Raw genomic sequence first — 14568 nt, forward strand, 5'->3', positions numbered from 1 at the left:
CTTCAAAACTCCCTTCAGATTTGCTGTTCTTGTGTTGCTTCAATCAGCTGCCGCACCCTTAGAATCATGTCGGTCATTACGGCTTTTGCTTGTTCCGCATCGCCTGAGATTACTGCTTCATAAAGGTTCCGGTGCCGGTTCAGGATCTCGGTTGTCGGCTGTTCCTGTTGCAGTTCGGTGTGCTCGTTCAAGGAGGTGACCGTTTTTTCACGGCTCAGGATCAGGCCTTTGTGCAATAGTTTCAGCAGGCCGGCCATGAGCTGGTTGTTGGTGGCCTCGATGATGCTCAAGTGGAAGTCATAGTCCGCCGCTGCCCAGGCCTTTGGATCGTCCAGTGTCTGTTCGAGGCGCTCGAAGCATGCGGTGATTTTGGCTTTCTCTTCTTCTGTCGCATTTTTGGCTGCCAGTGCTGCCGCATCGGGTTCCAGCCCCAACCTCACTTCAGTAAGATCGAGAAGAAACTTTTCATTTCGCTGTTCGGACTCGCTCAGCCACGACATAACACTCAAGTCCCAGAGCTGCCATTCATCACGCGGAAGTACAACGGTGCCTGAGCGCTGATTGGCACGGATGATCTTCCGGGCAGCCAATCCTTGCAGCGCCTCCCGCATCACCGTCCGGCTCACGCCGTAATCCTCGCTGAGTTCCTCCACTTTGGGAAGACGCTCTCCCGGGGAGATGACTCCGTTCACGATGTCTTTTCCGATCGCATTGACGACTTCCTCGCTCCGACTTTTAACCCGCATCTTAATCACCTACAGTCTGTATAGTCGTAACCAGTATATCGCCTCCAAGAAGCAATCATGAATAAAATAATATTTACTATGTTTTCAGATAAATATTATTTAATCGTATGATAAGCGAGTTGGGGATGGGGTGTCAATAGGGGATTGGTGAGAAGATAAAAATAATGAGGCGAGAGACAAACACACCATTGGGTCATCCCAATGGTGTGCTTAACGAATCTATTTGGTTTCCTCACCCTCAAGCAATCTTACCGTAGCTTTCCTGATCAGTCCCGGCAATACGCCGAAAGAATATGGCTTGTAGAGCCGCTCCGTCCATTTGTGGCCGTCCTTTCCGTAGACACCCATCGTAATGGAGGGGATGTCGAGTGACCGGATCCGGTCAAACGGAATGGAGTATGGCTCGCCCCAAGCAGGCATGTTCTCGGTTAGAGGTTCTAATTGGCCGGCTGTTTCGTGAAAGGACAGGAAGCTTCCGTCTGCCAGGCTCGGGAAGAATTTCTTGAGCTCAAAGTACTCGCCGGTCTCTTCACTGACTTTATTCAGCACATCCGAAACGGCCTGGCGGATCCGGCTGTCTCTTATATGGTCCGCCCTCAGGTAATTATGAGGAAGGAACGGCGGAGCGAAGAACAGGATGATCCTTGGCTTCTTGAACGGATCGGCTTCCTGGAGGGCCTGGACAATATGGAAGCCCAGTTCCCTCAAATCCGTGGTGGAGGCTTCTGACAGTGCGTCCCCGATTATGGCTGCAGCATCGATTTCGTGGTGCGAGAGATAGTCAACATACTCTTCATAGGTCGTGACCTCAACGTCCCACGACAAGTCGCGGGCTGGGTGCCCGGTGACGGAAAGAAAATGCTCGTATTGCTCTCTGAAATACTGTTCCGTTTCCCTGCAGACTGCCTTCGCTTCGCGGGCCAGAATCTGAAGAACCTGGTTCGGCGTCTGTTCATAGATGAAATAATTAAAGTAGACATGGCTGCTCATGGCGGTCTGGACTGTGTAGATCTCTTTCGTGTCACGCTGATGCAGGATGGTCGGCGGCAAAACAAGTTCACCCGGAATCCGTTCGGTCAGCTCATAACGGTTATGGATCCGTTCCGTGAGCTTGGCTGCCAGATAGCTCGGGTCGATGCCGGCCAGTGTATCTCCAACGTGCACCTCTCTGCCGTAGATATGGAAGCAGGGGAGGACTTTGCCTGCCGTGCCGGTATAGATATACCTTTTCGTATCCCCTTCATAAAGCGGAGTGATGAAATCGGTGTTGATGGCAGATACAAAATCAAAACCGGATTGTTCCTTCAAACGGTTCAGTTCGTCAAGAGCACCGACCATTCCGCTATGTTCGCTTTCCTCGTCACCGTTGCAGAGCAGGAGGACATTTCCCGGCAGCTCATCCCGGTGTTCAGAAAAATACAGGAGGTTCGCGATGTGGACGGCGGCTCCGCTTTTCATGTCAACAGCACCGCGGCCGAACATCCAGTCGCCGGACCCGGCTTCTTCCCGCAGGGTCGGATCTGTCGAGTGCTCCCTGAAATAGTTCTCCAGTTCATCTGGAGAGAAGGCCTGTTGTTTGGCCGGACCAAAGTCTTCCACCGAGACCGTATCGATGTGGGCGTGGTAAAGAATCGTCCTATCGGAATCCGGAAGGCCTTCCACGAGGGCGAACACATTGTACCTGCCGATCGCATCTCCTTCGACTTTTTGCAGCCATAGGTTTTCCGGATTCTCTACGAAGTAAGGGAAAGAAGAGAGAATGTCACGGATTTCTCGGACAACCCTGATTTCACCTTCTGTGCCATTGATGCTCGGGATACCGACGAGGTGCCGGGTGATGGCTTCGGCCTGTTCATGGATGTTCAGGTTGCGGATGTGCCCGTAGAGATCTGTTCCCTTTATCATTTGCTCAGGAGTGGAGTTCATGGACGAACGCCTCCAATCTGTTAAGGCCTTTTTCAAGCTGATTCATGGACGTGGCATAAGAAATCCGGATAAAGCCTTCACCGTATTTGGTGAAGGACCCGCCTGGAACGACCGCGACGTGCTGACGTTCAAGAAGCTGCTCTGCAAACGTCCAGGAGGGAAGTCCGGTCCCCGTGATGGACGGGAATAAGTAGAAGGCACCTGTCGGGAGCGCCACGTCCAGCCCCATTTCATTCAGCCGCCGGTGGGCAAAATCTCTCCGTTCGATATAAGCCCGGTTCATCTCTTTCGGGACGTCCCGGCAGTTTTTCAGCGCTTCAATCGCTGCGTACTGGCTGGGCAAGGAAGCGCATATGGAGTTGGACATATGGACTTTCAGAATCTGTTCAGTCAGAAATTGGGGGGCGAGAACGAATCCGACTCTCCAGCCCGTCATCGAGTGGGACTTGGATAGCCCGTGGATCAGAATCAGCTGATTCTGAAGCGATGGATACGAAGCTAGGGAAGTGTGCGTTCCGCTGTAAACATTTTCGCTATAGATTTCATCCGAAATGACGAACAGATCATGGCGGCTCAGAACACCGGCAAGCCGGTCGGTCGTATCCCGGTCAAGCGTGGCACCGGTAGGGTTGGACGGGTAATTCAGGATGACCGCTTTGGTCCGGGGGGAGATGAGTGCCTCAAGCCGGTCGGGGTCAGGCTTAAAGCCGGTGTCCGACGTATTCAGATAAACAGGGACACCGCCGGCCAGCCTGATCACCGGATCATATCCTGAGTAGATCGGGGCAGGGAGGATAACCTCATCTCCCTCCTTCAGAATCGTCCGAAGTGCGGCGTCAATTCCGCTGCTTGCACCGTTTGTGATCAGAATTTCATGTTCAGGATCATAGCTGCATCCGCTAGTTTTCTCAAAGTGATCAGAAACACGTTGGCGGAGTAATAGCAGCCCTGCGTTATGGGAATAGCCGGTCAGATTGTTGTTGATGGCGCTGATAGCAGCCTGTTTGATCGGTTCCGGAGTCGGAAAGTCCGGTTCGCCGATGGTCAGGTTAATGCCGTCGGGAAGCAGGTTTACTTTGTTTGCAAAAACGCGGATGCCCGGTATGGAGATTGCTGCGGCATTTTCGTTGAGCGGGCTTATTAATGGGGGCATTCAAGTTTCACTTCCTTCGCTTGTATACTGTATACAGCTCTATTTTTGAGAAAGGATTATTTGACTGGTTAGTCAAATAATCCTGGGAGCCATGTGGACAGGGCTGGGATATACGTAATCAGGAGCAGGCAGATGATCATTGTAATCAGGAATGGAATCACACCGACTACAATCTTTTCGAATTTCACATTGCCGACGCTTGAAGCAACAAACAAGTTGACTCCCAGCGGAGGCGTGATAAAACCGATGGCGAGGTTGGCGACGAGAACAACACCGAAGTGAACAGGGTCTATGCCAACTTCTGTAACGATCGGAAGCAAAATCGGCGTAAGCACGACAAGTGCCGAGATGGTATCGATAAACATTCCCACAATCAGCAATAGGATGTTGATCAGTAGCAGAATGACAATCGGATTGGACGACAAGTCAGTGAGAATCTGTGCCAGCTGTCCAGGAATCTGTTCGAGCGTCATGAAGTAGGCGAACGATACAGACAGTCCGATAATGATCATTGTCGTGGCGTTGATGACGACCGATTCCCGAAAGCTTTCAAAAACGTCTTCCCAGCTTAATTCCTTGTAGACAAACTTACCGATGAAGAAGGCGTAAACGGCTGCGACTACCGCTGCTTCTGTAGGGGAGAAAATCCCTCCGTAAATGCCTCCCAAAATGATGACCGGGATGAGCAGTGCCCATTTGGCATCAAAAGTGGCTTTCACAACATCCGCCATGGAAAAACCCGTGACATCCTGGGCCACATAACCTTTTTTCTTGGCAATGATATAAGAAGTGATGATGAGTGCGAATCCGATAAGAAGGCCAGGAATGACTCCGGCCATAAATAGGCTGCCGACGGAGACGCTTCCGATCACACCGAAAAGGACAAACGGGATACTCGGGGGAATGATGACCCCGATTGAGCCGGCAGAGGCGGAAACCGCTGCTGCAAAGCCGCTGTCATATCGCTTCCGGATCATTTCCGGAATCATGAAGCCCCCGATTGCCGCCACCGTTGCAGGGCCTGAACCCGATATGGCAGCAAAGAACATACTGGCCACGATAGTTACTGCAGAGAGACCGCCGGTGATCCAGCCGACCATGGTCGTCGCCAAATTCAGAAGCCGCTTGGACACACCGCCTTTGCCCATCAAGATTCCCGCGAGCATAAAGAAAGGAATTGCGAGCAGAGGGAAAGAGTCCAGAGACGTGAAAGCTTTTTGTGAAATGATCTCAAGTGGCAAGGTTGATCCGAAGTAGATGGCTACCAATGCGGCCACGCCGAGAGAGATGGCGATCGGCACGCCGATCAGCAGGCAAATAAATAGTGTTCCGAACAATAATGCGACTGTCATATCATCGTCTCCTCGATTGGAGGCTCCTCATAATTCCCCCGCCAGATTTCAACAAACCGCTGTGCCAGCCGGATGACCATTCCGGCTGCACCGAGCGGGATGGCCAGGAAAGGAATCCAGATCGGCAGCTGCATAGCCGGACTCACCTGGCCGAGTTCGATGCTTGTCATCACGAGCTTGGTGCCCATGACCGCTAGAAACAGGGCAAGTAAAAACCAGATCAGTGTGCTGATGGTCTCAAGAATTTTTCGTGGCGTACCCTGCAGGCGGGAGATAAATGCCTCCACGCGGATATGTTGTCTGAGCTTCACCGCATAGCTGGCGCCAATCCAAACTTGGAAAATATGAATATAACGGGCCAGTTCCTCGGTCCAGCTTGGAGCGGATTGGAATAGGTAGCGCCCGACCACCTGCGAGAAAATCAGGAGGACCATCACAACAAGCGTGGAGACAAGTACGATTTCTTCAAATCTGGCAAACTTCTTAGCCATAGTGTCACGTCCTTTTGCGAATGGGGAATCCGAAATTTCGGATTCCCCATCTTTCTGTTGAAAGCTTTATTCTTTATTTGGCATTCATTGCTTTGTCGACGAGGTCTTCTCCGATCTGAGGTACGTACTTGTCATAAACCGGTTGCGCCGCGTCACGGAATGCTTGTTTTTGTTCGGCGGAAAGTTCATTGACTTGCATGCCGCTTTCCTTCAGCTTTTCAAGGAATTCCTTGTCTTGTTCCTGGGCCATCACTCGCTGCTCGTCGCGGAACTCAATTGCTTTTTCCACAAGCAGTTCCTGGAGATCTTCAGGCAAACTGCTGTAGAAGTCGTTGTTCATGAGAAGGATGGTGGCCGCATATACGTGGCCGGACATCGTCAGGTAATCCTGGACTTCATAGAACTTGTTCGTGTAGTAGAGCGAAATCGGTGCTTCCATGGCGTCATACGTTTTCTGCTGGAGCGCTGTGTAAAGTTCACCGAATGCAAATGGGGACGCATTTGTGCCGAACGATTTGAAAGTATCGGTATGGAGCGGGTTCTCCAGTGTTCGGAATTTTTGGCCGGACAGATCTTCCGGAGATTCAACCGGGCCTACGTTGTTGGAGATGTGGCGGAAGCCGTTTTCCCCGAATGCAAGACCTTTCAGCTTGTCTGCTTCGAGTTCTTTAAGCAGTTCCTGACCAAGTTCCCCGTCGAGGGCAGCGTAGGCGGACTCGTGATCATCAAACAGGAACGGAAGGTCGAAGACGAGGAATTTATCATTGAACGAAGCCATCGGTGCAAGTGCGGGAATCGTCATTTCGACGTTTCCGAGCTGAACAGCCTCAATCGCTTCACGGTCAGAAGGGTACAACTGGCCGTTCGGGTAGATTTCAACCTTCAGGCGTCCGTCCGATTCTTCTTCAAGACGCTCCTTGAACTTTACTGCTGCGACGTGGCTGGACTGCTCTTCAGATACGAGGTGGGCGATTCGGATCGTGTACTGTTTGGAGTCCTCTCCGCCTTCTGCAGACGGCGTACTGTCTGTTGGTCTGCCGCAGCCTGCGGCAACCAGTGCTGCCATCACAATTAATAAAACTAGTTTCTTCAAATGTCTTCATCCTCACTGATAGTATTTTAGGAAGCGTTTTTCCACATTCATCAGATGCTCTGTCATCAACTGTTTGGCGAGGTCGATGTCGCCGGCTTTTAGGGAATCAAAGAGTCTATGATGTTCTTCGTAGGCTTCTTTGGCGCTGATGGGAAGGGTGTTGGAAAGGATCAGAAATGCTCTGTTCACTCCGGTGTTCATCTGATTCAGGAGTTCTCTGGTTTTCGGATTTTCGTTGAGCGACGAGAGGATCAGGTGGAATTCTCGGTCGTATTCAATAAAGTTATGGAAGTCATCGTTACTGACGGCTTCTGCCTGGCTGGCCAGATTGGATTCCAGATTTTTGAAAACGCTATCATTTAAGTCGGCAGATATCTTCTCTAAATTATGGACTTCCAACACACGCCGGATCTCCATCAGATGTCCGGATTCATCTTTGGTGAAGGTTGCCACAATTGCCGGACTTCCTTTTTTAAAAATCACGAGCCCTTCCATTGAGAGTCTCATCAATGCTTCTCGCAAAGGGGTACGGCTGATCCCCAGTTGAGACGACAATCTTTCTTCGGGTAACTCTTCGTTCGGTTCGAGTCTCCCCGAGACAATCTCTTCTTTTAATTGGCGATAGGCTTGTTGAGCAAGCGTTTCTCTTGGTGCGATTCGTTGCAATCGATCAGCCACCTTTCCTGCAGGGTGTATACTGTATACAGCAATAATAGAAAAGTGAGATTAGTTAGTCAATAACTTTTTATACTTTTTGAAATACTTTTTCTTCATGATAAAGCCTTGTGGATGGCGCTTCGCTACTTTGATTTTGCCGGAGTGGCACATCCGGGTTTCCGACATGAAAAAGCGGAGAACGCATCAATACGTTCTCCGCTTCTCATTTAATATTCTCAAAGAATGTTACTCAGCCCTCATCCCATCCAACAACGCCCTGAACACCATCCGCTGCTCATCCGCCAGCGAAATCTTCCCGCGGTTCAGGCTCCAGTTGTACAGCACGCCGCGCATTCCGTGAGTCAAAACCGTCACGATGTCATGGGCGGAGTAGCCAGCTTTGAATTCTCCCTTTTCAATCCCTTCCTGGCATAGGCAAATCAGAATATCGTACAGCGGGCGATCCGGGTCGAGGAAGTACGAAGAACGTTCCGTGCTGAGTTCCTGTTCGTAGATGGTGCGGGTGACGTCCCATCCTAGTTCGTCCTGGATGTAGGTCATCTGGAGTTCGAGGAAGAGGGTCAGCCGCTCCATGATGGATTGTTCAGGGTCGAGCTTAGGCACCAAGTGCTCGACGTAGAACTGGTCGATCTGCTTGAACTGCTCAGCAAAGACTTCGTGCTTGCTCTTGAAGTGATTGTAGAAGGCGCCTTTGGAGGTCTTGGTTACAGCGACAATCTCATCGACCGTGACATTGTTGAAGCCGCGCTCATGGAAGAGGGCAATGGCAGTCTCAATGATCCTCCGCTTCGTTTCCTGACCGCGTTTCTGACGAAGATTCATATCATCTTACCTTTCAGAATATTGATGAAATGCGATTGACAAACAGACTGTGGTCTGTCATCTTATCTATAAAGACTATAGTCTGTTCATTATTCCTGTCGGAAGTGTTTTTGTAAAGTAACTTCAATAAAAATGTAAGCGCATTCAAAAAAGGGGGGGAACTGATGTTACGTGCAGTCTCGCAACGATTCAAGGTGGGGGTCGAAAACTACCTGCCGAACGCTTTTATCTTTGCCATCTTGCTGACGTTTTTGACGCTGATTCTCGGAATGACCGTCACGCAACAGTCTTTGTTTGAAATGACTGGGCATTGGTACGGGGGATTCTGGAACTTCCTTGCCTTTACCACGCAGATGATTCTGATTCTGATCACGGGCTATGCTCTTGTTAAGGCACCGCCCGTTGAGAGGCTTCTGATCCGAATTGCTTCCATCCCGAAAAACCAGAAATCAGCGGTACTCATTACAATTTTGGTTGCAGCTGCTGCCGGATACCTGAGCTGGGGCCTTGGCTTTGTGCTGGGAACTCTTTTCGCGATTGAAGTGGCAAAGAACGTAAAGACGGCTGACTTCCGCCTTCTGATTGCCGCGGCTTATACCGGGACAGTCGCTATCCTTCCGGCGAGCATCACGGTCACGGCTCCGCTCCTTGTTAACACACCCGGCCATTCACTCGAAGACAGAATTGGCTTGATCCCGCTTTCGGAAACAATCTTTAGTCCGACACTTCTCTTGACTGCTTTCCTGGGGCTCCTGGTCGTCATGTATGCGTACCTGAAGATGATGCCTAAACCGGATGAAGTTGTTCCTTTCAAGGGGGAGAGTGAGGAGTTCAAGAAACCCGAGAAAGTAAAGGCGGTCACCTTTGCCGAAAAGATGGACAACAGTCGTGTCATTAACTATATCCTTGTCGCTCTCGGCGTTATTTGGTTGTTTCAATACTTCTCGCAAAATGGCTTTAATCTCGAGTTGAATATCCTGAACTTCTTCTTTATCATCCTGGGTCTTGCGCTGCATGGTACCCCGATGAGTTATATCAATGCCATCACGTCAGGCATGCCGTCTGCTTCCGGTATCCTTCTGCAGTTTCCATTCTACGCAGGAATCATGGGAATGATGGCTGGTTCCGGGCTGATCTCAGTGATCACCGAAGGACTGGTTGCCATTTCCAATGAGTATACCTTCCCGTTCCTGTCGTTCCTCTCTGCAGCCATCGTCAACGTCTTTGTCCCTTCCGCAGGCGGACAGTGGCAGATACAGGGGCCGATTATGGTTGAAGCCGCCCAGCAACTTGGAATCTCGGTTTCTTCCGCAATTAATACAGTGACGATCGGGGACCTTGTGACCAATCTCATGCAGCCATTCTTCGTCCTGCCTGCGCTCGGTTTGTCCGGTCTGGGACTGAAGGATATTTGGGGATACTGTCTGGTCTCAATGATTCTTCTATTTATCCTATCCGGTGTTATCGTCACAATCGCACCATTAATTTTCTGAAGAACCAGGTAAGGAGGCCTATCTATGCTCACGGAAACCAGACATTATATACATTGCTGCAAAAACAGGCCAGACGATATGAAGACAAGCCGTTTCTGTTGTTTGAAGATGAAGAAATCACATATCAGGACATGCTTGGAAGAGTTAATCGCACTGCCAGGTGGCTTTCATCAAAGGGAATCGGAAAGGGTGACACGGTTGCGGCATTCCTGTCCAATTCACCTCTTTTCTATGATGTGTGGTATGCATGCGGATCGCTCGGTGCAGTGATGCTCCCGATTAATACGGCTTCCACTCCCTCTGAGCTGGAATACTTCCTTGATCATTCGGAAAGCCGGGGTTTCCTTTTTGAAGAAGGGCTGATTGATGATGGGCATTTGGAAGTGGCAGAGAAGTTGGATCTGGCTTTCATACAAGGGACCGGCAACAGCTTTGAACAGGAGAGGGAGAGCCATTCGAATGCCGATGTGGAATGTCAGGCAAATGCTGGTGATGTAGCATGTATCATGTACACATCCGGTACAACGGCAAAGCCAAAAGGGGTTCTGATCACGCATGAGAACTATCTGTTTGCCGGCCATTCATCAGTTCTGTATCAGCAGCTGACACCGGAAGACCGGTATCTGATCTTTCTTCCGTTGTTTCACGCGAACTCCCAGTATTACACGTCAATGGCGACCTTGGTCGCCGGCGGAACCATCATCCTGCAGGAACGGTTCAGTTCTTCCGGTTTTTGGGATGCGGTCGACCGTTACAAGCCGACCGTATCCAGCCTGGTCGCTACAGTGATCAAAATGCTTCTTGAACGTCCTGAACATCCAAAGGAAAAGAGTCATACGCTCAAGCGGGCAGGTTATGGATTGTTCGTCACGTATCCCGATCTGCAGAAATTCCGGGAGCGGTTTGGCATTCAGCTGTATCAGTGGTTCGGTATGACGGAGACCATCACGACCAATATCGTCACGCCCATTTATGAGGAGATGGTCCGCGATCCGGAGACCGGCATTGTCCCGATAGGAAAGCCGGCTCTCGGACATGAAGTGAAAATTGTCGGTCCTGATGGAGAAGAACTGCCTTTCGGGGAAACGGGAGAGATCCTGGTCAAGAGTCCGTCTCTGATGAAAGGATATTTTAAAAATCCCGAAGCGACGTCACAGACTCTGCAGAATGGTTGGCTACATACAGGTGACAACGGCTATATGAATGAAGAGGGGTTCATCTGGTTTGTCGACCGAAACAAAGACATGATCAAGCGGGCAGGCGAAAACATATCTTCGATTGAAGTGGAGAACGTGCTGTCCGATCATCCGGCCGTTCAGGATTGTGCCGTGATCGGCGAGCCGGATGCTTTGCGTGAAGAGAAAGTCGTTGCCTACGTCAAACTGTTTGACGGAGAACAGGTGACGGAAGATGAATTGGAGAACTTCTGTAGAGAACGGCTATCCTACTTCAAAGTGCCCCAAGAATTCCGAATCATTGACGACTTCCCAAGGACATCTATCGGGAAGATTCAGAAGAACTTATTGAGGGTGAAGGGGGAAGTGAAATGACAGCAACCACACAGGGAGAAGTCATCTGGACACCTTCCAGACAGCGGGTTGAACAGTCGGTCATGTGGGATTTCATGACCTGGCTGAAAAAAGAAAAAGGCGTTGAAGTACAGAACTATCCCGAGCTGTGGAAATGGTCGGTGGATGAGCTTGAGTCGTTCTGGGAGTCGATCTGGGAGTACTCTGGCGTGGTCGGTGACCCGTCCTATACGAATGTATTGGGAGGCAATTCCATGATGGAGGCCAGCTGGTTCCAGGGGGCATCGCTGAACTTCACGGAGAATGTCTTCTCGAACCGGGAAGCGGAGAAGCCTGCGCTGTATGCCCGCTCCGAATTTATTCCGACCCGTTCGATGAGCTGGGGGGAGCTGGAGAAGCAGGTTGCTTCAGTCGCCAAGAACCTTAGGGATTTGGGCGTGAAGCCTGGGGACCGGGTTGCGGCATACCTGCCGAACATTCCGGAAGCGTCCATCGCCTTTTTGGCGACGGCAAGCATCGGGGCAGTGTGGTCGATATGCGCCCCTGATTTCGGCTCGGACAGCGTCATCACCCGGTTCGGCCAGATTGAACCGGTTGTGCTGATTGCGGTGGACGGTTACTCCTATAATGGAAAGAAGTTCGACAGACGCGGTGACGTGGAAGTTATCCGGAAGCAATTGCCGACAGTGCAGCATACGATCTTCGTTCCGTATATCCAGGAAGACGTGCCGGAGGATGGCATCGCCTGGGATAGCTTGCTGCAGGAAGATGTCCCGCTTGCTGTAGAACGGCTGCCGTTCAGCCATCCGCTATGGATTGTTTATTCGTCGGGAACGACGGGCCTGCCGAAGCCGATTGTCCATAGCCATGGCGGAATCGTTCTGGAAACCAAGAAAATGATGACCATCCAGCATGACCTGGGACCCGACGATGTCGTTTTCTGGTTTTCCTCGACCGGCTGGATCATGTGGAACCTGCTCGTCGGCAGCTGGCAGGCCGGCTCGACCATCGTCCTTTATGACGGCAGCCCTTCCTATCCGGACATGAATATCCTCTGGGAACTGGCGGAAGAAACCGGCATCACGTTCTTCGGCACGAGCGCGCCGTTTATTGCCAGCTCCTTGAAGATGGGAGTCAGCCCGAAGGAAGAGCATGACTTAAGTAAGCTGAAGTCCGTGTTCTCCACGGGGGCCCCGCTGACAGCGGAGAGTTACCGGTGGGTATATGATCATGTGAAATCTGATGTCTGGCTCGTATCGGTCAGCGGCGGAACCGATATCGCCGGGGGTTTCGTGGGCGGCGTCCCGATCGACCCGGTGCGCATCGGGGAAATACAGGGACGGTCGCTGGGCGTGTCGGCGGCTGCCTATGATGAAGAAGGAAACGCGCTTACCGACGAAGTAGGCGAACTCGTCATCACGAAACCGATGCCGAGCATGCCGATCTACTTCTGGGGAGACCAGAACAACGAACGTTACCATGAAAGCTATTTCGACGACTACCCGGGCATCTGGAAACACGGCGACTGGATCAAAATCGACGGGGAAGGCCGGTGCATCATTTATGGCCGCTCCGACTCCACCATCAACCGCTCCGGCGTCCGGATGGGGACGAGCGACCTGTACCGGATCATCGCAGGCGTGGATGATGTGTTCGATAGCCTCGTCATCGACCTTGAGATGATTGGAAAAACGGCGTCACTGCTGCTGTTTGTTGTATTAAAAGAAGGCGCCCAACTCGACGAGAACCTGGCCGGCCAGATCAAAAAACAGATTCGCCAGGAACTTTCGCCTCGCTTCGTGCCGGACCACATTTACGAAGTGTCCGACATCCCGAAAACCCTGAACGGCAAGAAGCTGGAAGTGCCGATCCGTAAGCTCCTCCTCGGGTTTGAGCCAGAGCGCGTGATTAATCCGGACTCTATGAGCAACCCGGAATCGCTGCCGTTCTTTATGGAGCTGGCGGGGGAGTTGAAAGAGAAGAGTACAGAAAAGCTGTTTGGCTAAGTGAATACAACAACCGTTATTGAATTAAAGTAAACAGGCCGCCTGGATGAAATGACTATCCAGGCGGCCTGCTTACGTTTGCCGACCGGAATAGAAGCTGTCATAACAAGCTTTGGCTGGATTCATTTTAGTCAGATTTTTTGAGTGATTCTCGGCCTTGAAAAAAGAGATTGTTGCTTTTCTTGAAAAAAGTCTTGAAAGTGAAAGGGCTTTCAAATATAATTCTTTCTAAACCGGTTTACTAAACCGGTTTATATAGGAGATTGACAAATGAAAAAAGTAACTATGGCAGATGTTGCAGAGCGGGCTGGCGTATCCAAAAGTACCGTTTCGCAATTCATCAATAACCGCTATGAATATATGGCGGAGGCGACCAAGCTCAGGATCGAAGAGGCAGTCGAGGATTTGGGATATGTTCCGAATTACATTGCGAAAAGCCTGAGACAAAAGAAGACATCGACCGTCGGTGTGATTGTCGCCAATATTCTTCATGCCTTCTCGACGGAGATTATCCGGTCAATCGAGGACGAATGCGAGCGGAACGGGTTTCATTTATTCGTCTGCAATGCGGATGACCATCCGGAAAAAGAGCGTGCCTATATCGACATGCTCGTAGCCAAGCAGGTGGACGGCCTGATCATTTTTCCTACAAACGGAAATGAGGATTACTATGAGCATTTGAAACGCTCAAAGTTCCCGATCGTGTTCATGGACCGGAAAATCGATCACACCTATTATCCGACCGTCCTGCTGGATAACGAAGCAGCCGCATCGTTGGCAGTCGCGGAACTGGTCCGTGGAGGGCATCGGAAGATCGGCATGGTTTCCAACTCGATCGAGAACAAAGTGACTCCGAGACTCGAGCGGATCGCCGGTTTCCGGGATGCCGCAGAGAAACACGGGGTTGAAGTGGTGGAAGAATGGATTATTGCGGACCAGGTACCGAACATCAAGGGCAGGTTGGAGAATGTGTGGGAAAAAACAGATCGTCCAACCGCTTTTTTCGCCGCGAACGACCTTGCTCTGATAGAGCTCATGAAGTTTGCCAAACAGGAAAGGCTCCGGATTCCGGATGATCTCGGAATGATTGCCATCGATGATTCTCCGTTCCTTGAAATTGCACAGACGCCCATCACGGTCATCCGGCAACCAACGTTTGACATGGGCAAGGCTGCAGCAGAGATGCTGTTTAACCTGATTCAGGGCGGCCGGATTGACCCGGTTTGCGAGGAGATTCGGTTTGCCCCTGAGCTGGTGAAGAGAAATTCGATTTAACTGT

Annotated in this window: 12 protein-coding genes; 4 read left to right on the forward strand and 8 right to left on the reverse strand. The window is 51.0% G+C overall.

The features are described 5' to 3' along the window. Window positions 1–14: 14 nt before the first annotated feature. The 8 genes from AC6CHQ_RS13085 to AC6CHQ_RS13120 all read right to left on the reverse strand — a co-directional run bounded on the left by AC6CHQ_RS13085 (window position 15) and on the right by AC6CHQ_RS13120 (window position 8261). Window positions 15–746 carry a FadR/GntR family transcriptional regulator gene (locus tag AC6CHQ_RS13085; RefSeq protein ID WP_498081730.1) on the reverse strand — a complete coding sequence of 244 codons (732 nt, stop codon included), beginning with the start codon at window positions 744–746 and terminating at the stop codon, window positions 15–17. 219 nt (window positions 747–965) lie between these two features. Beyond that, complete coding sequence (locus AC6CHQ_RS13090) at window positions 966–2672, reverse strand: M20/M25/M40 family metallo-hydrolase (protein WP_498081731.1); 1707 nt, start codon at window positions 2670–2672, stop codon at window positions 966–968. Beyond that, window positions 2656–3825, reverse strand: coding sequence for an aminotransferase class I/II-fold pyridoxal phosphate-dependent enzyme (locus AC6CHQ_RS13095; RefSeq protein WP_498081732.1), 1170 nt, complete (start codon window positions 3823–3825; stop codon window positions 2656–2658). The genes AC6CHQ_RS13090 and AC6CHQ_RS13095 overlap by 17 nt, the downstream gene beginning before the upstream one ends. Window positions 3826–3893: 68 nt before the next feature. Beyond that, window positions 3894–5177 carry a TRAP transporter large permease gene (locus AC6CHQ_RS13100; protein WP_498081733.1) on the reverse strand — a complete coding sequence of 428 codons (1284 nt, stop codon included), beginning with the start codon at window positions 5175–5177 and terminating at the stop codon, window positions 3894–3896. Next, the gene (locus tag AC6CHQ_RS13105) at window positions 5174–5668 is read right to left on the reverse strand and encodes a TRAP transporter small permease (RefSeq protein WP_498081734.1); all 495 of its coding nucleotides are present in this window, start codon (window positions 5666–5668) and stop codon (window positions 5174–5176) included. The genes AC6CHQ_RS13100 and AC6CHQ_RS13105 overlap by 4 nt, the downstream gene beginning before the upstream one ends. A gap of 73 nt (window positions 5669–5741) precedes the next feature. Next, the gene (locus tag AC6CHQ_RS13110) at window positions 5742–6761 is read right to left on the reverse strand and encodes a TRAP transporter substrate-binding protein (protein WP_498081735.1); all 1020 of its coding nucleotides are present in this window, start codon (window positions 6759–6761) and stop codon (window positions 5742–5744) included. A 12-nt stretch (window positions 6762–6773) separates the two neighbouring features. Beyond that, window positions 6774–7427, reverse strand: a complete 654-nt coding sequence (locus AC6CHQ_RS13115) for a GntR family transcriptional regulator (RefSeq protein ID WP_498081736.1) — start codon at window positions 7425–7427, stop codon at window positions 6774–6776. Window positions 7428–7664: 237 nt separating this feature from the next. Then, window positions 7665–8261 (reverse strand): TetR/AcrR family transcriptional regulator, encoded by a 597-nt coding sequence (locus AC6CHQ_RS13120; RefSeq protein WP_498081737.1) that lies wholly within the window; start codon window positions 8259–8261, stop codon window positions 7665–7667. A 164-nt stretch (window positions 8262–8425) separates the two neighbouring features. On the opposite strand from AC6CHQ_RS13120, the gene AC6CHQ_RS13125 reads away from it, so the two are divergent. From AC6CHQ_RS13125 to AC6CHQ_RS13140, 4 genes are all read left to right on the forward strand, one after another. Continuing rightward, complete coding sequence (locus AC6CHQ_RS13125; RefSeq protein WP_498081738.1) at window positions 8426–9754, forward strand: short-chain fatty acid transporter; 1329 nt, start codon at window positions 8426–8428, stop codon at window positions 9752–9754. Between the two features lie 53 nt (window positions 9755–9807). Beyond that, window positions 9808–11304 carry a class I adenylate-forming enzyme family protein gene (locus AC6CHQ_RS13130; protein ID WP_498081739.1) on the forward strand — a complete coding sequence of 499 codons (1497 nt, stop codon included), beginning with the start codon at window positions 9808–9810 and terminating at the stop codon, window positions 11302–11304. Beyond that, window positions 11301–13289, forward strand: a complete 1989-nt coding sequence (locus AC6CHQ_RS13135; protein ID WP_498081740.1) for an acetoacetate--CoA ligase — start codon at window positions 11301–11303, stop codon at window positions 13287–13289. Before AC6CHQ_RS13130 ends, AC6CHQ_RS13135 begins: the two co-directional genes overlap by 4 nt. 270 nt (window positions 13290–13559) lie before the next feature. Then, complete coding sequence (locus AC6CHQ_RS13140) at window positions 13560–14564, forward strand: LacI family DNA-binding transcriptional regulator (RefSeq protein ID WP_498081741.1); 1005 nt, start codon at window positions 13560–13562, stop codon at window positions 14562–14564. Window positions 14565–14568 lie beyond the last annotated feature (4 nt).

Source organism: Bhargavaea sp. GQ12 (assembly GCF_059758705.1).